The sequence below is a fragment of the Dorea amylophila genome (genome assembly GCF_025567265.1).
GTDB classification, from domain to species: domain Bacteria; phylum Bacillota; class Clostridia; order Lachnospirales; family Lachnospiraceae; genus Dorea_A; species Dorea_A amylophila.
Window position 1 is genome coordinate 15360 of sequence record NZ_JAOQJW010000024.1, and the last position, 24059, is coordinate 39418.

At 41.9% G+C, this 24059-nt stretch carries 16 protein-coding genes and 1 riboswitch; of the genes, 12 read left to right on the forward strand and 4 right to left on the reverse strand.

Annotated features, from left to right (window positions below):
* Window positions 1–13 precede the first annotated feature (13 nt).
* The 8 genes from OCV72_RS13835 to OCV72_RS13870 all read left to right on the forward strand — a co-directional run bounded on the left by OCV72_RS13835 (window position 14) and on the right by OCV72_RS13870 (window position 11944).
* On the forward strand, window positions 14–1324 hold the full coding sequence (locus OCV72_RS13835) for a sensor histidine kinase (protein WP_055284455.1): 1311 nt from the start codon (window positions 14–16) through the stop codon (window positions 1322–1324).
* A 103-nt stretch (window positions 1325–1427) separates the two neighbouring features.
* Window positions 1428–2426, forward strand: coding sequence for a glycosyltransferase family 2 protein (locus OCV72_RS13840; protein WP_055284377.1), 999 nt, complete (start codon window positions 1428–1430; stop codon window positions 2424–2426).
* Complete coding sequence (locus tag OCV72_RS13845; RefSeq protein ID WP_055284378.1) at window positions 2413–4944, forward strand: YfhO family protein; 2532 nt, start codon at window positions 2413–2415, stop codon at window positions 4942–4944. Before OCV72_RS13840 ends, OCV72_RS13845 begins: the two co-directional genes overlap by 14 nt.
* A gap of 156 nt (window positions 4945–5100) precedes the next feature.
* Window positions 5101–6405 (forward strand): 2-hydroxyacyl-CoA dehydratase subunit D, encoded by a 1305-nt coding sequence (locus tag OCV72_RS13850; RefSeq protein ID WP_055284380.1) that lies wholly within the window; start codon window positions 5101–5103, stop codon window positions 6403–6405.
* Window positions 6398–8056, forward strand: coding sequence for an acyl-CoA dehydratase activase (locus OCV72_RS13855; RefSeq protein WP_055284382.1), 1659 nt, complete (start codon window positions 6398–6400; stop codon window positions 8054–8056). The genes OCV72_RS13850 and OCV72_RS13855 overlap by 8 nt, the downstream gene beginning before the upstream one ends.
* 148 nt (window positions 8057–8204) lie before the next feature.
* Complete coding sequence (locus tag OCV72_RS13860; protein WP_055284384.1) at window positions 8205–9725, forward strand: DUF1538 domain-containing protein; 1521 nt, start codon at window positions 8205–8207, stop codon at window positions 9723–9725.
* A gap of 10 nt (window positions 9726–9735) precedes the next feature.
* Window positions 9736–10434 carry a P-II family nitrogen regulator gene (locus OCV72_RS13865; RefSeq protein WP_055284386.1) on the forward strand — a complete coding sequence of 233 codons (699 nt, stop codon included), beginning with the start codon at window positions 9736–9738 and terminating at the stop codon, window positions 10432–10434.
* 369 nt (window positions 10435–10803) lie between these two features.
* Window positions 10804–10928: riboswitch (NiCo riboswitch) on the forward strand.
* A gap of 125 nt (window positions 10929–11053) precedes the next feature.
* The gene (locus OCV72_RS13870) at window positions 11054–11944 is read left to right on the forward strand and encodes a cation diffusion facilitator family transporter (protein WP_055284388.1); all 891 of its coding nucleotides are present in this window, start codon (window positions 11054–11056) and stop codon (window positions 11942–11944) included.
* Window positions 11945–12053: 109 nt separating this feature from the next.
* Here OCV72_RS13870 and OCV72_RS13875 read toward each other — a convergent pair whose 3' ends face one another.
* A complete protein-coding gene (locus OCV72_RS13875) occupies window positions 12054–13475 on the reverse strand; it encodes a DUF512 domain-containing protein (protein ID WP_330376618.1) in 1422 nt (473 codons plus the stop codon).
* A 291-nt stretch (window positions 13476–13766) separates the two neighbouring features.
* Between OCV72_RS13875 and OCV72_RS13880 the strand changes: the two genes are divergently transcribed.
* A complete protein-coding gene (locus OCV72_RS13880; protein WP_055284392.1) occupies window positions 13767–15575 on the forward strand; it encodes a Na/Pi cotransporter family protein in 1809 nt (602 codons plus the stop codon).
* Between the two features lie 110 nt (window positions 15576–15685).
* Here the strand turns inward: OCV72_RS13880 and OCV72_RS13885 are convergent, their stop codons facing one another.
* Window positions 15686–16555 (reverse strand): AraC family transcriptional regulator, encoded by an 870-nt coding sequence (locus tag OCV72_RS13885; protein WP_055284394.1) that lies wholly within the window; start codon window positions 16553–16555, stop codon window positions 15686–15688.
* A gap of 213 nt (window positions 16556–16768) precedes the next feature.
* Here OCV72_RS13885 and OCV72_RS13890 point away from each other — a divergent pair, with 213 nt between their 5' ends.
* Window positions 16769–19027, forward strand: a complete 2259-nt coding sequence (locus OCV72_RS13890; RefSeq protein ID WP_055284397.1) for a glycogen/starch/alpha-glucan phosphorylase — start codon at window positions 16769–16771, stop codon at window positions 19025–19027.
* Between the two features lie 215 nt (window positions 19028–19242).
* Here the strand turns inward: OCV72_RS13890 and OCV72_RS13895 are convergent, their stop codons facing one another.
* Together OCV72_RS13895 and OCV72_RS13900 are read right to left on the reverse strand one after the other, a co-directional pair.
* Complete coding sequence (locus OCV72_RS13895) at window positions 19243–19956, reverse strand: response regulator (protein WP_055284399.1); 714 nt, start codon at window positions 19954–19956, stop codon at window positions 19243–19245.
* A 2-nt stretch (window positions 19957–19958) separates the two neighbouring features.
* Window positions 19959–21050 carry a sensor histidine kinase gene (locus OCV72_RS13900; protein ID WP_055284401.1) on the reverse strand — a complete coding sequence of 364 codons (1092 nt, stop codon included), beginning with the start codon at window positions 21048–21050 and terminating at the stop codon, window positions 19959–19961.
* Window positions 21051–21318: 268 nt separating this feature from the next.
* On the opposite strand from OCV72_RS13900, the gene OCV72_RS13905 reads away from it, so the two are divergent.
* Window positions 21319–22794: a sensor domain-containing diguanylate cyclase gene (locus tag OCV72_RS13905; protein WP_055284403.1), complete on the forward strand. Its 1476-nt coding sequence runs from the start codon at window positions 21319–21321 to the stop codon at window positions 22792–22794.
* 37 nt (window positions 22795–22831) lie between these two features.
* Window positions 22832–24031, forward strand: coding sequence for an FprA family A-type flavoprotein (locus OCV72_RS13910; protein ID WP_055284405.1), 1200 nt, complete (start codon window positions 22832–22834; stop codon window positions 24029–24031).
* Window positions 24032–24059 lie beyond the last annotated feature (28 nt).

The following is a 24059-nucleotide window of genomic DNA, read 5'->3' on the forward strand; positions in this document are numbered from 1 at the left end:
TATGAAACAAAGTATGAGAAAAAAGATCCAAAGCAGCATGATTCTTGTCATTACCCTGACGATGCTCATAGCTTATGCGATCACCACGCTGGTTGTATACCGCCAGACGATCCATATCATGGAAGGAGAGGTAAGACAGGAAGCGGACTATATTAACGTAGCACTCGACACTTCCGGGGAGTCTTATCTGAAGACGATGGATAACGTGCATGTGGACACAAGAATTACCCTGATCGATCCGGATGGTAAGGTGAAATATGACTCAAAAGAAGATGATGTAACCCTTCAGAATCACAAGAACCGGCCGGAAGTAAAAGCTGCGCTGAAAAACGGAAGTGGTCAGGATATCCGTGAATCGAATACATTGAATAAAGAGATGTTCTATTATGCAGTGAAATTGGAAAATGGAGATATCTTGCGAGTATCAAAGACGGTAGATACTGCATTCCGGACAGCAATGAAGGTATTCCCGGCGATGGGGCTGATCGCATTGATCATGCTGGCATTTGCGGGAATCCTTGTAAAATGGCAGATAACGAGACTGATCCGCCCGATCAACAGACTGGATCTTGAGAATCCATTGGAGAATGACGTGTACGAAGAATTAACACCTCTTTTACAGAGTATCGACAAGCAGAATAAAGAAAAAGATGCAGTTGCCAATATGAGAAAAGAATTCTCGGCAAATGTATCTCACGAACTGAAGACACCGCTTACGTCAATTTCAGGTTACGCAGAAATCATGAAAAGCGGACTGGTAAAGCCGGAAGATATGAAAGGTTTTGCGGAAAGAATCTATAATGAAGCAAGACGTCTGATCACTTTGGTAGAAGATATCATCAAGTTATCAAAACTGGATGAGGGCAATGTGCAGCTGGAAAAAGAAGAAGTAGATCTCTATAAGCTGACGAGGGAGATTCTGACCAGACTTTCACCACAGGCAGCGAAGCGGAAAGTGCATGTAGAGGTGACGGGAGAACCGGTAGAGTATGTGGGTATCCGTCAGATCCTGGATGAGATGATTTACAATATCTGTGAAAATGCAATCAAGTATAACAAAGAAGGCGGAAAATTAACCGTTTGGGTAGGTAATACCCTGCAAGGAAAGAAGGTCTGCGTTACGGATACCGGAATCGGAATCCCGGAGAATGAGACGGACCGTATCTTTGAACGTTTTTATCGTGTAGACAAAAGCCATTCTAAAGAAACAGGTGGAACAGGTCTTGGACTGTCTATCGTAAAGCATGGAGCAATGCTTCATGGGGCGAAGATCCATGTGGACAGTAAACTGGGTGAAGGTACGAAGATAGAACTTATATTTTAAAAAATAACAGAAGTTTTTAAGAAATCTTAAGAATTATTTGCGTATGTCTTTAAGAAACGAAGCCTACAATAGCATCAAGAAAAAGATGAGGAGGCTTATTGTTATGGACAAGATCAGTATTATCATCCCGTGCTTCAATGAAGAAGAAGCATTGCCAATTTATTATGCAGAAATGAAAAAAGTCATGGACAGCATGAAAAAACAGACCAGTTTTGAACTGCTATTTGTAGATGACGGGTCATCCGATAGAACATATGAGATTATGAAAGACTTACACAGAAAGGACGGAAGATGTCAGTATCTTTCCTTTTCCAGAAACTTTGGGAAAGAAGCTGCGATCTATGCAGGACTTCAAAACGCAAGCGGTGATTATGCAGCAATCATGGATGTAGATATGCAGGATCCGCCGTCGTTGCTGCCTGATATGTACAGAATTTTAAAAGAAGAATCATATGACAGCGTGGCAACCAGACGTTCAACAAGAATGGGTGAACCAAAGATCCGTTCATTCTTATCTAAAGAGTTTTACAACGTAATCAATAAGATTTCCAAGACAGAGATTGTAAGTGGTGCCAGAGATTACCGCCTGATGAACCGTAAGATGATAGATGCAGTGCTGGAAATGAGTGAATATAACCGCTTTTCCAAAGGAATCTTCGGGTGGGTCGGATTCCGCACCAAATGGCTGGAATATGAGAATATCGAAAGATCTGCCGGAGAAACAAAATGGAATGTAAAGAAATTATTCATTTACTCGTTGGAGGGAATCACGGGATTTTCTGTAGTTCCGCTGTCGATTGCAGCGTATATGGGAGTTTTGTTCTGCGGATTATCATTCCTGATGATTGTTGCGATCGTAGTCCGTACATTAATCTGGGGAGATCCGGTGGCCGGATGGCCATCGATGGTTTGTATCTTGTTTGGCGTGGGTGGTGTACAGCTTCTGTGTACCGGAATTCTGGGACAGTATCTTGCCAAGACATATCTGGAAGTAAAGAACCGGCCTGTATACCTGTTAAAGGATTCCAGTAAAGAAGAACAGCGGATCATGATGATGCCATTATCACAAAATCTGCGGAGGAAGAGTTATGGACAAGGTTAAGAGATACATTCCTTACCTGTTGCTTACAGGCTTAACACTCTTTTTTTGCCGGATGTTTGTGGGCAGATATGGAATCTTTGGAGCAAAGGTAGACTGGCTCAGTCAGCATAGTGTGCTGCCGGATTATTTCCGGCAGCAGTTTTATGCAACCGGAAAGTTCTTTCCCGAATTTGCGGCGAATCTGGGCGGCGGCCAGAATATTTATCATTTTGCTTATTACGGACTATATAGTCCGTTGATTCTGCCGTCATATCTGCTTCCGTTTGTGAAAATGTCGGATTACATCATGGCGGTCAGCATAACAGGTCTGACTGCTTCGGTACTGCTGTTTTATTACTGGCTGAAAAGCAGAAAGACGGATACAGGCACTGCTTTTATCCTGTCACTGATGTTCCTGCTGGCAGGACCGATGATCGGTCAGTACAGCGGGCAGATCATGTTTGTGGATTATATGCCGTTCTTATGTCTGGCACTCATAGGTGTAGACCGGTATTTTGAGCAAGAAAAAAGTGGTCTTTTTACAGTTAGTGTATTTCTGATGATCATGACCAGTTTTTATTTCAGTATTGGCGGAATGCTGTCATTGGTTCTTTATGGACTGCACCGCTATTTTGAACAGAGAGAAGGAAACAGGGTCACAGTTCGCAGCTTTTTGCGGGATGGATTGTGTTTCGTGCGTTCGATGATTCTGGCAGTACTCATGAGTGGTTTCTTTCTGGTACCGACGGCACTCGCATTGACGGGTGGGAGAAGTAAAGAGCAGAACACATCGTTTGTTTCCTTTTTTATTCCGCAGATCACAGTAGAACGATTTGCTTATAGTATCTATGGAATCGGACTTACGACACTGGTGATCACAGTTCTGCTCACGGGATTGTTGTATCGGAAAGTATATGAAAAGGTACTCACATATGGATGTGTGATCGTACTTGTGATTCCGGTATTTGCTTACTTATTGAATGGCGGACTATATATCAGGGATAAAGTCTTTATTCCGTTTCTGCCATTGCTTTGTTATCTGATTTCCATTTATCTGGAAAAGTGCAGAAAAAGAGAACTGTCTTTTATTGCAGGAATGATTCCATATATCATCACAACGATATTCGTTTATATGGCAAGAAATCAGTTTGTTTCAAAAGGCATAGGGGAAAGTATATGGAAAGTCCTGCTTGCAGAAAGTATTCTGTTTCTGATCTGTTATGTGCTGTATTGTGCGATAAAGAGACACTACAAAGAAATGAAAGAGATTCTGATGCTGGCTCTGCCGTCGGTGATATGTCTGGCGGTCACGATGAACACTTTTTATCAGATGAAGCCGGACAGGTATGTCAGCCGCAAACTGTATCGGGATGTTATAGGAGAACAGAACAGACAGGCCGTAAAAGAAGCATTGAAAGATGATGATGGATATTACCGTACAGAACAGATGGGAAGTGATGACGAAAATGCAGCAGATTTAAACCGGATCTGGGATGTGGAGCAGAATATTACTTCCATCTATTCATCGGCATACAATCCGGACTATCAGACATTCCGTCAGAAGATATTCGGACTGGAAGAACCGTTCCGCAATGGGATGATGCAGTCTGTCTCGAAAAATCCGGTATTTCAACGGATGATGGGAGTGCGGTATATCGTATCAGATTCGGATGTGCCAGGATATACTCTGGTTAAGAAATGCGGCACAACCGGTATATATCAGAATAAAGACGCAGCACCGGTCATGTATGCAACAGATCGTGTGATGACGGAAGAGGAATATAAGAAACTTGCATTTCCATATAATCAGACGGCATTTTTGGAATATGCGGTTGTTGGAGAACATACGGAATCTTCAGATCAGAACATAATGACAGCCTATGCGCCGGTTAGTCTGAAAATGGCTAATAATAGAACTACAGGTGGAGCGGAGCAGAAAACGATGCAGCAAGAGGGGCAGAAACAGATTCTTTTTTTAAGAGTCCGGGTGGACAACGCACATCCGAATAAGGACGTGGCAGTCTGGATCAACGGAATCCGTAACAAACTAAGCGCGAAAGATCATGTATATTATAATGAAAATAAGATATTTACCTATGCAGTGCCGTTAAAGGACGGAGAAGATAATATTTCTGTGACATTTGGCAAAGGGAAATATCGATTAAGGCATGTACAGGCATATCTTGGCAGTCTGCCGGAACGGTCAGAATTGTTGTATCAGTCAGAAATCCAGGTGGACAAAAAGCAGACAGAAGATAACGTGATCCAGGGGACAATTCATGTAAAGAAAGATGGATGGTTTATTACGTCCATCCCTTATGATAAACATTTTAAGATTTATATTGACGGAAAAGAAACAGAGATACAAAAAGTAAATACGGCATTTCTGGGGTGTAAGATTGAAAGTGGTAACCATGAATTGAAGATCATCTATCATGCACCGGGAACAACAACAGGAAAAGTATTGTCACTGATTGGAATAGCCGGATTCGTGTTAGTGCTTGTACAGGAAAAAAGAAAACAAAAAAATACAAGGTAGTATACGTTGATATCTATATACAGCAGCAGATTTGCGGAAAATTGCTGCTGTATATTTGCATTTTATAAAAAAGAAGAGTATGATGTTAAATGTTTTTTATACTTGAATAAGGAAGAAAAAGGGAAACAGACAACAGGGTAAGACGAGGATGAGAACATGAAGATCATAGAAACATATGGAAATTATATAGAAAAATGGAGTAATGAGAATCCGGACAGAGCCAGATGGCTTTTAAAGACCGGATGGAAGGCACAGAATCTGAAGTTCCGGTTTGCCCCGGACAAAAGACTGATGCCGGCAGACCGGTATCTGGCAAGACTTATGATGGATACGATGCTTATGCCTTTGGAAAAACCACAGGAAAGTGCAATAGTCAGTATCTTTACTCCTTGCGAACTGTTGCAGGAGGCAGGAATCCATCCGTATAATGTGGAAGGATTTTCCTGCTATCTTTCTGCATCTAAGTCAGAAAGAGCATTTTTACAGCAGGCGGAGAATACGGGCATATCCGAGACACTTTGCAGTTATCACAAGACATTTATCGGAGCGGCGCAGAAGAAAGTGCTTCCGAAACCAAAATGTATTGTGTACACGAACCTGACTTGTGATGCAAACCTTCTGACGTTTAAAAAGTTGGCGAAAATGTATGAAGTGCCAATCTTTGCAATTGATGTCCCGATGCAGCAGAATGAGGACAATGTACAGTATGTGTCAGACCAGCTTCGGAAGCTGAAAGAGTTTATAGAAGAATGTACGGGTAAAAAGATTACAGATGAGGCATTAACAGAACGGCTTAGAAGAAGCAAACGGACACTGGAGAAGTTTGCACAGTATGAGAAAGAAAGTGCAGATAAATATGTTCCGGCAGATTTGGTTACGCCTCTTTATGTGGGAATGACCAACAATCTTTTGCTTGGCACAAAAGAAGAAGAAGATTATGTGGACCGCCTTTTGAAAGATGTAAAGAATGCTCCTGCAAAAAAAGGAAAGAAAATCTACTGGATGCATACGATCCCATTCTGGTCTGATGCGGTGAAGAACGAGCTATGCTTTCAGGAAAAAGCACAGATTGTCGGCTGTGAACTGAGTCACGTCTGTGAGCCGGATTTTGATCCGGAGAAGCCTTATGAGGCAATGGCGAGACGTATGGTATATCATGCATTAAATGGAAGCGCGATCAGAAGAATCGAAGCAGGAATCCGTCATGCAAAGGAGACAGGAGCAGACGGTGCTGTTTGGTTCGGACACTGGGGATGTAAGCATACCCTTGGAGCAGCACAGCTTGCCAAGCGCAAATTCGAAGAACAGGGAATCCCGCTTCTGATCCTGGACGGCGATGGATGCGACAGAAGTCATGGCGGAGAAGGGCAGACATCTACTAGACTCGGGGCATTCTTAGAGATGCTGAATACAGAAACGGATGAAAATACGGACAGACAGGAGGAATCGCACGATGAATAAAACATATTATGTCTGTAAATATACCCCAATCGAACTCTTAGAAGCGTTCGGCGGGGAATGTCAGAACCTGAATGAGATGCCGCAGGGCTTTGACCATGCGGATCAGATAGCGCATCCGAATATCTGTGGATTCGGCAAGGCCCTTCTGGAAGCTGTTATGAGTGGAAAAGTAAAGGAACTGGTGTTGGTCAACTGCTGTGACACGATTCGGAGTGTGTATGATATTCTGGAAGACAGCGGGAAACTGGATTTCTTATATATGATTGATGTACTTCACTGTGATGCAGAATGCAGCAGGGAACGTACAGCAGTGCAGTTAAAAGGTCTTGCGAAAGCATATGGAGAATATAAAGGTACTAGATTTGATGAAGAGAAGTTCCGGCAGGCATTCAAGAAGCCGGAACGCATCGTAAAGCCGCATATCAGTGTGCTGGGTGCACGTATGGGAAATGAACTTTTTGATATGGTACAGAAAAGTATGCCATATCCGGTGGAAAATGATACCTGTGTCAATAACCGTTCGGTGGGCGAGGCAGAGCCGCCAAAAGATCTGGAATTCGATGAGCTGATGGCATGGTATGCGAAAGAACTTCTCGGACAGATTCCATGTATGCGAATGATGGATCACAGCGGAAGAAAGAGATTATATAACGATCCCGGATTAAAAGGCATCATTTATCATACTGTGAAATTCTGCGATTTTTACAGTTTTGAATACGCACAGATTAAGCAGAATGTGACCGTGCCGCTTCTGAAGATCGAATCGGATTATACGGTGCAGAGCAGCGGGCAGCTTCTGACAAGATTAGAAGCATTTGCAGAGAGCATGAATATGGAACAACTGGAAGGGAAGGAACTGAAGATGGGAAAAGGATATTTTGCCGGAATAGACAGCGGATCAACAAGTACAGATGTAGTAATTCTTGATAAAGACCAAAATATCGTGACAGGTATCATCCTGCCGACAGGTGCGGGAGCAGCAATCGGAGCAGAGCGTGCACTGGAAGAAGCGCTGAAGGATGCGGGACTTCAGAGAGAAGACATCGATGCAATGGTTACAACTGGATACGGAAGAACGGCCATTTCTGATGGAGATAAGAGTATTACAGAGATTACCTGTCATGCAAGAGGGGCACATTTCCTGAACCCGGAAGTCCGTACTGTTATTGATATCGGAGGTCAGGACAGCAAGGTCATCCGCCTGGATGAGAACGGGGCTGTAGCCAATTTCGTTATGAATGATAAATGTGCTGCAGGAACGGGAAGATTCCTGGAAATGATGGCAAGAACGATGGAAATGAGCCTGGATGATATGGGAAAGGCAGGTCTGTCATATAAGGAAGACATTACGATCTCCAGTATGTGTACCGTATTTGCAGAATCCGAAGTCGTATCACTGATTGCACAGAATAAGGCTACTGATGATATCGTACACGGACTGAATAAAGCCGTTGCATCCAAGACAGCAGCACTGGCAAAACGTGTCGGCGGCGAGGAACGCTATATGATGACCGGAGGAGTGTCAAAGAACCAGGGACTGGTGAAGACACTGGAAGAGAAGCTTGGTACAACATTGGTAATCAGTGATAAGGCACAGCTTTGTGGAGCACTGGGAGCAGCATTGTTTGCAAAGGATATGGTTATAGAATAAAGAATCTTAACAAGATCTTAGCGAAAGAAAAATAGATAGGATTTAAATTTTGTGATAATATAATGAATATATTGAATAGTCAGAAAACTGTAGAAAAATTAACACAGAAAGGCATGAATATTTATTGAAATTATATTGGACAAAATTAATGGAGAAATTAAAAGAGTCATTGGAAGCGGTGGTGCCGATCATTGTGATCGTATTGATTTTAAGCTTTACGATCGCACCGGTGCCGCCGGGCATTCTGATGGCTTTTATTATTGGAGCAATCCTTCTGATAGTAGGAATGATGTTCTTTACACTGGGGGCAGAGATGTCGATGACACCGATGGGAGAGAGGATCGGAACCCGGATCGCACAGTCAAAAAGGTTGCCGGTGATCATCGGGTTGTGTTTTGTACTTGGATTTATCATCACAATATCGGAACCGGATCTGCAGGTGCTGGCTGGGCAGGTACCTTCGGTATCAAATATGACACTGATTCTGGCGGTTGCCGTGGGAGTCGGAATTTTTCTGGTGGCCGCTGTATTGCGTATGTTATTTTCAAAACCGCTGTCCTATATGCTGTTGATCTTTTATCCGGTGGTGTTCATCCTGACTTTTTTTGTATCGAAGGATTTTCTGGCGATTGCATTTGATTCGGGTGGTGTGACAACCGGACCGATGACGGTACCGTTTATCATGGCACTGGGAATCGGATTCTCTGCGGTACGTAGTGATAAATACGCAGAGACGGACAGCTTCGGTCTGGTATCGTTGTGTTCGATCGGCCCGGTGCTGGCGGTACTGCTTCTTGGTATTATCTATCATCCACAAGGTGGCAGCTATTCCGAGACTGTAATACCGGATGCAGAGACATCTGTAGCATTATGGAAATTATTCGAGTCCGGAATCCCACATTATATGAAGGAAATCGGTGGCTCACTGCTTCCGATCATTCTGTTCTTCACATTCTTTCAGGTGGTATCCCTGAAATTAAAAAAGAAAACGCTGATTAAAATTTTGGTCGGTATCCTGTATACATATATTGGACTGGTATTATTCCTGACAGGGGTAAATGTAGGATTTATGCCGGTAGGTAATTATCTGGGACAGGTGATCGCAGGGCTTCCTTACCGCTGGGTGATCATCCCGATCGGTATGCTGATCGGTTACTTTATCGTAAAGGCAGAGCCGGCAGTATATGTGCTGATGGAGCAGGTAGAAGAGCTGACCTCCGGAGCAATACCGGGAAAAGCAATGGAATATAGCCTGTCGCTTGGCGTTGCATTTTCCCTTGGATTGGCGATGATACGTGTGCTGACAGGTATCTCGATCCTGTGGTTTCTGGTACCGGGGTATGCACTGGCACTAATCTTGGCGTTATTTGTGCCGAAGATATTTACGGCGATTGCATTTGACTCCGGCGGTGTTGCATCCGGACCGATGACGGCAACCTTCTTACTTCCGTTTGCACAGGGAGCATGTGAAGCGGTTGGCGGGAATGTGGTAACGGATGCATTTGGAGTGGTAGCAATGGTAGCAATGACACCACTTATTACGATACAGATACTGGGCGTAGTGTATCAGTATCAGGAGCGTAAGAAGGATAAAGAAGAGATGCTCGCGCAGCCTGTTAAGGTATTACCGCTGGAGGCATATGGGGATGCGGATATTATAGAGCTGTAAGGGAGAATTTATGAGTAAGGTATATATGATGGTGACCATCACGAACAGAAACAAAAGAAAAGATTTCCGGACATTTTTTAAAGAGTACGGACTTCCCGTATTTCTGGAAACGACCGGAAGAGGGACGGCACAGAGTGAAGTACTGGATTATTTCGGCCTGGAAGAATCGGAAAAGTTGTTATTTCTTGCAATCGTTACAGGAGAGACGTGGAAAAAGCTGCGCCGGGGACTGATCACGAAGATGCTGATCGATGTACCGGGGACAGGGGTATCGTTCATTGTGCCGCTTAGCAGCGTGGGCGGAAGAAAGACACTGCAGTTTCTTGTAAATGAACAGGAATTTGAAAAAGAGGAGGAGACAGCGATGAAAGATACAGATTATGAACTTCTGGTAGCAATCGCAAATCAGGGATATATCGACACGGTCATGGATGCGGCAAGGTCAGCAAAGGCCGGAGGCGGAACTGTGATCCATGCAAAAGGAACCGGGATGGAACTTGCAAAAAAGTATCTCGGGGTGTCACTGGTGGAAGAAAAAGAAGTCATTCTGATCGTAACGAAGAGCAGAGAGAAGAATCAGATCATGAAAGCAATCATGGAGCAGGCCGGTCTCGACAGCAAAGAACGTACGATCGTGTTCTCGCTGCCGGTGACCAGTGTTGCGGGGATACGGATGCTGGAGGAAGATATTCAGGATGATTTGTTATAGATTTAAGCATTATATTTTGCAAAAGAAAAAAGAAACGACAAACGCCACAAACCTTCCAGTCTGTGGCGTTCGTTGTCGTTATAGTTATCTAAAGGAATGAGAGTAAAGTGTTGCACCGGATTCCCGGTGTGCTACTTTATGAGGGGGAGATAGTTGAATTTGTCTCTCTCAACTATCTAAATTTATTATAAAAAACAAATATGTCTAAAGTATGTTAAATTCCTTAAAGAAATCGGAAAAATCTTAAGAAGAACTTAAGAGGTTATAAAGAGAATGAAAACCAGAAAAAGCAGTTGACTTTTTCGTGAAAATCGAATATTATATATAGAATCTCTTTGCACTGAATATATCCAATACGGATAAGGGATAACAGTACAAACTGATCAGGCTACATTCATTTTCAAAAAGATGATGTTAAGAAAATGATGTGCATGCCGGGCCGGTCGATTACCGGCAGCAGATGAGACGATATATCATACATCTGTGGGACAGTAAGTAGAAAGTTCCACAGGTGTATTTTTTTGCAAAAAAGCAGTCTTGTAAATAGAATACGGAGGAACAGTAGTCTCACCTTAGGTGCCATAGGAGACATGACATTATTAAAAATGGAGGTTATCTTATGACAAGTCAAAAACAACAATTAAATGAACAGAAAATGATCAATCATTTATCAACCGTGGGAATTCTTGGAAATGTCATTCTGACAGCGTTCAAACTGCTGGCAGGAATTATCGGACATTCGGGAGCCATGATATCCGATGCGGTTCATTCATTATCGGATGTGTTTGCCACATTCATTGCATTTCTCGGGGTAAAATTATCTAAGAAATCGGCGGACAGCGAACATCCATACGGTCATGACAGACTGGAATGTGTAGCATCGATGGTGCTTGCAGCCATTCTTCTTGCAACTGGTATTGGTATTGGAATGAGTGGTGTGAAGACGATCATAGCCGGTGATTACAGTCATTTGCAGGCACCGGGAACGATCGCACTTGTGGCAGCTATCGTGTCGATTCTTACAAAAGAGGGGATGTTCTGGTATACCAGACATTATGCGAAGATTCTGGATTCCGCAGCATTCATGGCAGATGCATGGCATCACAGATCAGATGCATTTTCTTCTGTTGGTTCACTGATTGGTATAGGTGGTGCAATGCTTGGATTTCCTGTGCTGGATCCGCTGGCAAGTGTAGTTATCTGTATTTTTATCCTGAAAGTAGCATTTGATATTTTCAAAGATGCACTGGATAAGATGCTGGATACTTCATGCAGTGAAGAATATGAAGAGAAACTGGCAGACTATATCAGAAAGAGCCGGGGAGTAGAAAGACTGGATCTGTTAAGAACGAGAATGTTCGGCAACAAGGTGTATATCGATGCAGAGATTGCAGTAGATGGAACACTTTCGTTGAAAGATGCGCATGCAATTGCAGAGGATGTGCACGACAATGTAGAAAAGAAGTTTCCGAATACAAAGCATATTATGATTCATGTAAATCCGGCATAATGGAAAAAATACCGCAGCTTTCAAATTTTGAAAAAGCTGTGGTATTTTTTCTTTGTTGGTGTTGTCTGAAAAATTTAATCCTGCTAATGAAAGTACGGTTGCGTTTGTGCTATGAGTTATAACCTTTTACGTATACAAAGCTGTCTGTATCATTGTCACGCTGCATTGTATAGTGATGATTGAGCATGGCTTCGATAAGTTCTTGTCCCTGGTTTTCTACGGCGACCAGAGTCATATCTAATGCATCTTCCAGTTCCTGTACCGTCATATCATCCAGAAATACCTGCTCTCCGCTTCTTAACATATTGCATGTGATAAGAAGTGTGTCACCAAGATCGGTGCCGGAGGCTTTCTTTTCCAGAAGCTGGGCTTTGAGATCCTGACCGGTGATCAGACCGGATACGGTAACAGTCTCGCCAAAGAAATCATTGCGGATCGCAAATACATTGATCTTAATATATGGAAATGCTTTCATGATTTCCTCTGCGAATCCGGCAAGGGTACTGTAGGCAAGCTTGCCTGTTGCAATGGTAAGTGTACGGCAGGTCTCATTTTTCCAGATCTCATAGTTGTCATTCTGCTTCAGTGCTTCCAGAGCGTCATGGAATTCTGTCTTTAAAAGACGCATCATGCCAACTCCGTTTTCCAGCTGGATATATCCATCATAGCGTTCTTCTTCCGGAAAATCACGTTCGGCAAGAATATACCATTCATCACTTGCCTGTATGAAGTGCAGACCATATTCTTCATAGAATTTTGGCTGATAGCTTTCAATCATATCAATGACTTCACCGGCTTCTTCTTTTGAAAAGAGTTCCAGCGGATAGAGACCTTCACGGTATTTTGTAAGTCCGGCAGGTACAACGGATACACTTCTCATAAAAGGAAGATAGCTGGAAAGATCCTCAATAGAACGTTTTAATTCATCTTTGTCATTTACGCCTTTACATAATACAATCTGACCGTTCATCTCAATATGTGCTTCATACAGATCCTGCAGAAATTTTAGCTTTTCTCCGGCAAACCGGTTATGCAGCATCTTACAGCGGAGCTCCGGATTGGTTGTCTGTACAGAGATATTGATCGGTGCGAGCTGCATATGGATGATGCGGTCAATATCTGCCTGCTTCATATTTGTCATGGTGATATAATTTCCCTGCAGAAATGAAAGACGGGAGTCATCATCCTTAAAATACAGAGTCTCACGCATGCCCGGAGGCATCTGGTCGATGAAGCAGAACATACATTTATTACTGCAGGAGCGGTATTCACTCATCAGTCCATTCTCGAATTCAACTCCAAGTTCATCGTCGTATTCTTTATCGATTTCCAAAAGCCATTCTTCCCCGGAAGGCTTGCGGATCAGGACTTCGACATATTCATCTTTCATCAGATAACGATAATCAAAGACATCCTCAATTTTCTGTCCGTTTATTTTTAACAGTACATCGCCGGGTTCGATTTCCAGTTCTTCAGCAATAGAACCCGGATAGACGGTCTGTATCAGGTGTTCCTGTTCCTTTTTTCTCACAAATATATTCCTCCGTATAAACATTTACCCATATAGACAAAATGATAGCTTATTCTCAGTCTGAGTGCAAGGTAAGAATTATAAAATCAGAACGTAATTTTTGGATAAATTGATGAAAAAAGAGGAATTGACGGGATTCGTTTTTCTACGGGATGTGAAAAAATGTGATTTCTGACAAATATACGATTGTAATCAAACGTTTAACGTGACATAATAAAAAAGAAAAGGTTAAGAATATTTTAAAAGAATGTTAAGTAAGCGTAAAATAAGCTGACAACAAAGGAGAAAATTATGGAAATATTTTCTATGGTATTGTCATTGTTAAGTGGAGTCGCTTTGTTTCTGTTCGGAATGTCCCTTATGGGAGATGGGCTGAAACAGGTTGCCGGTAATAAACTGGAAGCATTCCTTTACAAAATGACAAACACACCGCTCAAAGGAGTAGCACTTGGAACAGGAGTGACCAGTGTCATTCAGTCATCTTCCGCAACAACCGTTATGGTCATCGGTTTTGTTAACTCCGGTATGATGAAACTGAAACAGGCGATCGGTATCATCATGGGAGCCAATATCGGTACCAGTATCACCGGATGGATCTTATGTCTTTCCTATATTGAAGGATCGAATGGTATTGCAAAGATTTTATCTTCTGCAACGATAGCGGCTGTCGTGGCGGTAATTGGTACGATCATGCGGATGATCTGTAAAAGAACGACACACAAGAACATCGGTAATATCATGCTTGGTTTTGCAATTCTGATGACAGGCATGCAGACAATGAGTGGTGCGGTTACACCATTAAGAGAGAGTAAAGTATTTATTGATATGCTGACGATGTTCTCGAATCCAATCGCAGGTATCCTGGTAGGTATTGCATTTACGGCCGTCCTGCAGAGCGCATCTGCTACCGTTGGTGTATTGCAGGCTTTATCGGTAACAGGAATCCTTACATTTTCCAGTGCATTTCCGATTATTCTTGGTATCGGTGTAGGAGCATCCTGTCCGGTACTGGTCTCAGCGATCGGAGCAAATAAGAATGGTAAGAGAACCGCACTTGTGTATTTATTAAATGATACCTTCGGAATGTTGATCTGGTCGATCGGATTCTATACGATCAATGCATTTGTCCATTTTGATTTTCTGGACAATATTATGTCGCCAGTATCGATTGCCCTGTTGAACACCGTGTTCCGTCTGGTAACGGTATGTATTCTGTTTCCGTTTATTAATAAACTTGAGAAGCTGGTATGCTGGCTGGTAAAAGACAGCGCAGAAGAACTGGAAGATGAAGCAGACTTTGATCTTCTGGAAGAGCGTCTTCTTGCGTATCCGGCACTTGCGATCGGTCAGTGCCACAGAGCAATGAGCGGTATGGCGAAGAAGCTTCGTAAGAATGTTAACCGTGCAATGAATCTTCTGAATGAGTACCAGCAGAGTAAGTTCGACAAGGTTCAGAAAAAGGAAGATCTGATCGATAAGTATGAAAGCCGTCTGGGCGATTATCTGATCAAGCTTACAAAGCATGAGATGAACACAGCACAGACAAGGCAGGTTTCACTTTATCTGCATACGATCAATGACTTTGAACGTATCGGAGATCATGCTTCTTATATTGCATATATGTCCAGTGATATGCATGAGAATAAGACACAGTTCTCAGAAGATGCCTGGGATGAACTGAATGTTGTCATGGAAGCGGTACGTGAGGAGATCAATCTTACATGCAAAGCGTTCCTTGAGAATGATAAAGAGATGGCACAGAGAGTAGCACCGCTTGGTATGGTCATTACAACACTGTGTGATGAACTGAAGATGCGTCATGTGGAGCGTATGAGCAGTGGTGGATGCGGTCTGGAAGAAGGAACAGTATTTACAGATATCCTGAACAGCTTTAACCGTATTGCGGCACACTGTGCAAGTGCGATGGTTGCACTTATGAACAGCGATAAAGAAAATATGGATACACATATTCATGATTCGAAGGTATATCCTTCCGACAGCACTGAATATAAAACTTATCTGAATGAATATAATCAGAAATATGAGATCAAAAAAGACGGGGAACATATGAGAAGTATGGAACCGGAAGAGGTTGAGTAGGATTTGCATAAGAGCATATAAGTAAGATAGAGGTAAGTTTATCTTATAAAAATAAAAAAAGAACAGAACCTGAGAGGGAAATATCTCAGACGCTGTTCTTTTTTTGTTTACTAACGGTTCCGGTATTCTCTCGGTGACATCTGATATTCTTTTTTGAATAAACGGTTAAAATAAGACAGGTTATTGAATCCTGTGCGTTCCGAGATGGACAGAATACTGTCATCTTCCGTGAGCAGAAGTCTGGCGGCAATGGTAAGACGGTAGCTATTCAGATAACTGGTGAACGTTGTGTGCAGGTGCTGCTTAAAGAATTTCATAAAATGTGATTCGGAGAATCCCATATAGTCTGCTGCGCTTTGAACGGTAATCGGTTCTGTATAATGTGATTCAATGTAGGAAACAATCTGTTTTACCTTATCCAGAGATTTGCTGCGGTTGAAAGTGACAGGTGATCCCTGGGAGGAGAATAACAGGTAAAAGAAGTGAAAGAGATGTCCTTTTACTGATAATTCATAATAGTCCGGACGCTTAGCGCAGAGGTCATCGATTGCATCAATACAGGAAGAAAGTTCTTCATGAGAGGAACAGGTATCGTCAAAGAGCCATGGAAGTTTATATTCCAGTGTAAAATACGGCTGGAAATATCCGACTGTCCGGGGATCGGAATCAGCAGAATATAAAAGACTGCTCTGAAACAGGATATTTTCATATTCCATACTGTCTTTTTCATGCTGGGAAATGGAGTGAAGCTGCCCCGGGCGGACCAGGATGATGTCGCCGGCTTTCACAGCTCTGGGCTCGGTATCAACGGAAATGATACCACAGCCTTTTTTTATTACAATGATCTCCACGTCATTATGCCAGTGAAGCGGAACCTGTGTGAAGTCCAATGGAATGGAGCATAGATAGGTGTTGTATGGAAACTGGGTGCTGACGTGTTTTTTTACTTCGTGGAGGTTTTCGTAGGTGAGTGTGTTCATAATCAGATACTGGAGTCCTTTCTACTGTCAAAAAGTTGTTTATTTGATAGTATTGTATTACTTTTTACTACTATGATGCAAGAGATTATGGTTATAATCTGATTATAATATCAGTGTAAAGCAAACGGAAACTGATAAACAAAGAATTTATAGAAATGAATCAGACACAGATTCGGGATAATGATGCGGCAGCGCAGATTCAGGAGGTTAATTATGAATTTCTCAGAAAAATTACAGCAGACACTTGGTAAATCAATCAAAGATGCGGCAAATGAAGAGATCTACGCAGCACTTCTTTCAACAGTAAAAGAAGCTGCGGCAGATAAAGGAAGAAATATTTCGGCAATCGGAAGGAAAGTATATTATATATCAGCAGAATTCCTGATCGGAAAACTGTTATCCAATAACCTGATCAACCTTGGGGTATACGATGAAGTAAGAGAACTTCTCGCAGCAAATGGAAAGGATATCTGTGAGATTGAAGAAGTAGAGCCGGAACCGTCACTGGGTAACGGAGGACTTGGAAGACTGGCAGCCTGCTTCCTGGATTCCATTGCAACACTTGGTCTGGAAGGAGACGGAATCGGGCTTAACTATCATCTGGGACTGTTCAAACAGGTATTTGAAAATCACAAACAGAAAGAGACTCCAAACCCATGGATCCAGAATACAAGCTGGCTTACTGATACAGAAATCGGATTCGATGTACCGTTCAAAGATTTCAGCCTGCATTCTAAATTATATGACATTGATGTAACCGGATATGAAAATGGAACAAATAAGCTCCATTTATTCGACATTGAATCTGTAAATGAGAATATCGTAGGAGATGGAATCGCATTTGACAAAAATGATATCCGTGAGAATCTGACACTGTTCCTCTATCCGGATGACAGTGACAAACAGGGAGAACTGCTCAGAATCTATCAGCAGTACTTCATGGTTAGTAATGGAGCACAGTTCATATTGAAGGAATGTGAAGAAAAAGGATATGCACTGGAAGAACTCGACAAACATGTAGTGATCCAAATTAATGATACACATCCTTCTATGGTAATTCCGGAGTTGATCCGTCTTCTGACAGCAAGAGGAATCTCTATGGATAAGGCAATTGAGATTGTGACAAACACCTGTGCATATACCAACCATACCATCCTTGCAGAAGCACTGGAGAAATGGCCGGTTGATTATCTGGAGGCAGTTGTTCCACACTTAATGCCGATCATCCGTGAACTGGCGGCAAGAGTAGCGGCAAAATATAATAACAAAGATGTACAGATCATCGACGAGTGGAACCGCGTGCATATGGCGAGAATGGATATGCATTATGGATTCAGTGTTAACGGTGTTGCGGCACTGCATACAGAAATATTGAAAGACGTAGAATTAAAGCCGTTCTATGATATTTATCCGGAGAAATTCAATAATAAGACAAATGGTATCACATTTAGAAGATGGCTGATGCACTGTGATAAGAAATTGGTAGAATGGATGGATAAATATGGAGTCGGGGAATTCCGTAAAGATGCTTCAAAGCTGGAAGGACTTCTTGCACAGATTGACAATGAAGAAGCTCTGAACGCACTTCTGGATGTTAAACAGCAGAATAAGACTGCATTAAAAGAATATCTGGAAAAAGAATCCGGAGTGGTATTAAATGACAATGCAATCTTTGATATTCAGATCAAACGTCTTCACGAGTACAAGAGACAGCAGATGAACGTCCTGTATATTATTTACAAATATCTGGATATTAAAGCCGGAAATAAACCAAAGAGACCGATCACAATGATCTTCGGTGCCAAGGCAGCGCCTGCATACATTATTGCAAAAGACATCATTCATGTAATCCTGTGTCTGCAGGAACTGATCAAGAATGATCCGGAAGTGGCACCATATCTGCAGGTTGTAATGGTAGAGAACTACAACGTAACAATGGCAGAAAAATTGATTCCTGCATGTGAAGTATCTGAACAGATTTCACTGGCATCAAAGGAAGCAAGTGGAACAGGTAACATGAAGTTTATGTTGAACGGTGCAGTAACACTCGGAACAGAAGACGGTGCAAACGTAGAGATCCATCAGCTTGTCGGAGATGAGAATATCTATATCTTTGGTGAGAGCAGTGATCAGGTAATTGAGCACTATGCAAAATCAGACTATGTGGCAGCAGATTACTATATCAATGATGCAGATATCCGCAAGTGGGTAGATTTCATCATCAGCCCTGAGATGATGAAGATCGGTGATGTACGTACACTTCTTGAGATTCATGCAGAACTGATTCAGAAAGACTGGTTTATGACACTTTTGGATGTAAAGGATTATGTTCAGACAAAAGAAAGAGTATTTGCAGATTACGAAGACCGTATGTCATGGGCGAAGAAGATGATCGTGAACATTGCCAAAGCAGGATTCTTCTCATCAGACCGTACGATCGCAGAGTACAACAGAGATATCTGGCATGTGTAAAATGTAAGATTCTTTCAGAAGCTTCATTCAAATTAAAACAGAAGAAAAAAGTAACAAAAAAGGATGCATGCACGTGCATCCTTTTTTTGAGAGAATAATGAATGAGGCTTTTCTTTTACGATATGCCACTTCACTTCTATAATAACATATCTGATCTGAATGTACAGATATGTGAAGATTCTTTAACACCTTCTTAACGGTGCAGAGTCCGCAGCTTACATCTCATTTTCATCTTCACACATCCGGTAGCCGACACCGACCTCGGTGAATAAGAACTGTGGCTGGGATGGATTGCGTTCAATCTTCCGCCGGATATTCGCCATGTTTACGCGCAGGATACGATTGTTGCTATCCGTGAACGGTCCCCATACATTTTCCATGACAGAAGCATAGGTCATAACCTTTCCGGAGTTCTTTGAAAGATAGGCTACAATCTTGTATTCGACCGGAGTCAGATGTATTTCTTTCCCATCCAGAGTAACCATACGTTTTTCAAAATCCAGCATCAGTCCCTGACATTTGTATGGCCGGATAAAAAGAGGAGAATTGGAAGCCATACGGTTACTGTGACGCAGAGAAGTACGGATACGTGCCAGTAGTTCGGACGTACCGAAAGGTTTTGTAATGTAATCATCGGCACCGAGATCCAAAGCGGCAACTTTATCCTGTTCTCCGGCTCTTGCAGAGATTACGATGATCGGACAGCTTGTCCATTTCCGGACGGATGAAATGATGTCATTGCCATCCATATCCGGGAGACCGAGATCCAGAAGGATAAGATCCGGGCAGTGGGAGTTGATGATAGAAAGTCCGGATTGTCCGGTTTCGGAGGTGATGGTTTTGTAACCATTGGATCTTAAAGTTCTTGCCATAAAATCCAGTATGTTTTTTTCATCTTCTATAATCAGAATGGAATAACTGTCAGTCATAATTAAATATCCCCTTTCGGTAGTGTGAATAAAAATTCCGCACCATGTGCATGGTTATGAGCGGAAATCTGTCCGCCATGAGCCTGGACGATCGTATTACAGATGGAGAGACCGATTCCCATACCACGATGTGTATCCGATGTTTTTGGAACATGGTATTCCCCCTTTAATATAAGAGGAATGGTCTGTTCATCAATTCCCTTTCCGTAATCGATGACATGGAATGTAATGGTATCAGATTCTTCTGATATTTGCAACTCAACCGGCCGGTTAGTTTCGGAATGGACAAAAGCATTTTCCATAAGGTTCATAAGCACCTGCTCAATCAGCAGAGGATCCATTGGAATGATCAGTATGTTATCGGGCGCAGTTACGTGAATCTCAATATCCGGAATCCGCTTTTTTATACGGGTGATCGCTTCAGCTACTACTTCTTCTACCAGTTCATCTTCTTTTCGGACTCTTCCGGTATCTCCCTGGATCCGGGTAATGGACAACAGATTTTCTACCATGTTCAAAAGCCAGTGTGAATCCTCGTTAATGGAGGAGACGAGATCTAACTTTTCCTGATCGGAAAGGGCTGCATAATTCTCAGTAAAAGAATCAGAAGATCCGATGATGGATGTAAGGGGTGTGCGCAGATCATGTGAAATAGCCCGCAGAAGATTGGCACGGATACGTTCTTTGTCGGCTTCATTGATCGCACGCTCCCGGTCAAGGATCATTTTATCCTGCTTTTTTAATCGTGTAGTCAGGGTAGAGACGATCATGGAGATGGTAAGAAGAAATACAAATGTTACAGGGTATCCGCTGATTGCAAAACTTACTTTAAAATATGGGTAGGTAAAACACCAGTTGATAAATATCACGCAAAAAAAAGCAGAAATAATTCCGAAAAAATAGCCGGTAGTGATCCTTGCGATTATGATCAGTGCAAGAATATAGATCAATGCGATATTGGCAGGGTCACTTTGCGTGATATGAAAAAAAGAAAATGCCAGTATGGTTGCAATGGCTAGTATGATTATGGTAGATACGATATTGTGCCATAATGTCCTGGACTCAAGTGTAGTTGGCGGTGCGGTATGTTTCAAAAGAACTCCTTTCTGCAAATGTCTGCGATATAAAATATAAGATATAATATGTTCATTGTACCATAAAAATACAAAACGGAGACATCAGAAAGAATATAATAAGTGGAAAACGTTATTAGAACTATGCTATACTGAAATTGTAATCAGAAATGAATGTATTATAATATTGTATGAAATTTAATGCGTAAACTTTAAAAGTTTGTGCGTTAATGTGCTGAAAAATATGATATTATGTGACGGGAAGCGTATAGATAAAAGGAGTAAACGGATGAAGAGGTTAAAGCAGTATTCTTTTTGGGAGTATATGCGTGTGCTGCTCGTATTCATTGCAGGGCTTGCTGTGAGTTTGTTGGTGTTTTCTTATAATGTGCAGGTGAGAACCGAACAGAATGTGGAAGAATTGCTGGACTACAATATAGATCATCAACAAAGCCAGTTGAAATTCATGCTGAACACGCAGTTTATATATTTGGGTAATATAGCAGATTATGTGGCAAAAGAAGACAGTCTGATGTGTGAGAAAAATCAGGAACTTCTGTCCTGCATGACGCAGGATACATTATTCCATGCTATTTCTATTATTGACACAGATGGAAATGGAGTTACGAATGATGGAAAAGAACAGAAAGTTGCAGATAGAGATTACTTTAAAAGAACCATGAAAGGTGAAGAAGTGTTAAGTGATCCCTTATACAGTTCGCTGGATGGAAAACGAAGAGTCGTGTTATCAGTCCCAATCAAAAAGAATGGTGAGATTATTGGTGCTGTGGCAGGTTCTTTTGATATGGTAAAGTTAAGCCAGATATTGTTTGAAGATGTATACCAGGGAAAAGGCTATCCGATGATCACAACCTGGGAGGGCAAAATAATAGCAGTAGAATCCGATGAAATCAAAGATTTGCAGGATGAGAATTTATTTGAGATATATCAGGGAAAATTCGGCAGAAACAGAGAAAGACTGGAATCGGCAAGACAAGATTTCAAATTTCACAGAAAAAACTGTATAAAAGTAAAATATAAGAAGCAGGCTTATTATATCGCATATGAATCATTAGGGTATAATCAGTGGATGTTGTGTTATACGGTGCCTGTGTCTGTTGCGTCGGAGGAGTATTCTTTTATCACGGTTTATGAGTATAGACTGCTCGGTGCTGTGATCGTTGGTGTGCTGATCATGCTGCTGGTTTTGTGGAAGCTGAATCAGAAGAAACAAACAGATCTGATAAATCGTGCACAGATGGACTCGATGACCAATATACTGAACAAAAGCAGTATCCAGTATCAGATCAATGACTGGCTGCAACATGGAGAAAAAGAAGGTATCCAGGCACTCCTCATGCTGGATCTGGATCAATTTAAAAATATTAATGATACATATGGTCATGCACTGGGGGATGAAGTTATTAAGGCTGCGGCAAAAGTACTGAAGGATACATTCAGATCCAGTGACATTGTAGGCCGTGCAGGCGGGGATGAATTTATGGTTCTGATGAAAAATGTCAGATGGGATAAAGTCATAGAACGTCAGATGCTGGAATTATGCCGCAAATTTGAAAATCTTAAAATAGAAAGTATTCCGTGTGGAGCAATCCATTGTAGTATAGGAGCCGCATATTATCCGGATCATGGAATGAATTTTGATGAATTGTATCATTATGCGGATGAGGCGTTATATGAGGCTAAGAGACAGGGACGGAATACCTATGTAATCTATCATCAGGAAAAAGAAAACCTGAATCATTAAAAAAATAAAAACAGGAAACTGACAGGAGGAATCAATCATGCAATGTACAAGAAATGTAACAAATCATATCATCTGGGTAGGAGCAAATGACAGAAGATTAAATTTATTCGAGAATTTATTTCCGATTCCGAGAGGGGTATCTTATAATGCTTATCTAATTAAAGATGAGAAGAATACTCTGATGGATACTGTAGATGCATCTGCATCCAGGCAGTTTATCGAAAATGTGGCTTATGCATTAAACGGAGAAAGCTTAGATTATCTGGTTGTACAGCACATGGAACCAGATCACTGTGCCAATATCCAGAAAATCCTGGAATTATATCCGGAAGCAAAAGTAGTCGGAAATGCGAAGACCATGCAGATGATCGGACAGTTTTTCGATGTAGATCTGGAAGACAGGAAGATTGTAGTAAAAGAAGGAGATACACTGGAACTTGGAAGCCATACGCTTCATTTTGTAATGGCACCGATGGTACACTGGCCGGAGGTTATGGTCTCTTACGAAGCTTCGGAGAAGATACTGTTTTCTGCGGATGCATTCGGAACATTCGGGGCTCTGAACGGTAACCTGTTCAATGATGACGTGGACTTTGAAAAAGACTGGATCGATGATGCAAGAAGATATTTTACCAATATCGTCGGAAAATACGGTATGCAGGTACAGACACTTCTGAAGAAAGCAGCTGGGCTGGATATCCAGATGATTTGTTCGCTTCATGGACCGGTATGGAGAAGCAATCTGAATTATTTTATCGAGAAACATGACAAGTGGAGTAAGTATGAGCCGGAAGAGCAGGCAGTTGCCATTATCTATGGCTCGATTTACGGCAATACAGAGCAGGCAGCTGATGCGCTGGCAGCAAAGCTTGGTGCAAAAGGCGTGAAAAATATTGCAGTTTACGATGCATCAAAAACAGATGTGTCGGAACTGATCGCAGAAATCTTCCGGGTAAGCCATCTGGTAATTGCATGCCCGACATACAATGGAGGTATCTACCCACCGATTGAAAATCTGCTTGCACATATGAAAGCACTGGCGGTGCAGAACAGAACAGTTGCGGTTATGGATAACGGAACCTGGGCTGCCACAGCAGGGAAGCAGATCGTAAAACAGTTAGAAGAGATGAAAAATATGACAGTACTCGATCAGAAGTTATCTGTTAAATCGACATTAAAAGCAGATCAGGAAGAAAACCTGGATGCATTTGCACAGCAGATTATTGATGCAATGTAAGAAGTCATGACACATAAAAGATGTATAT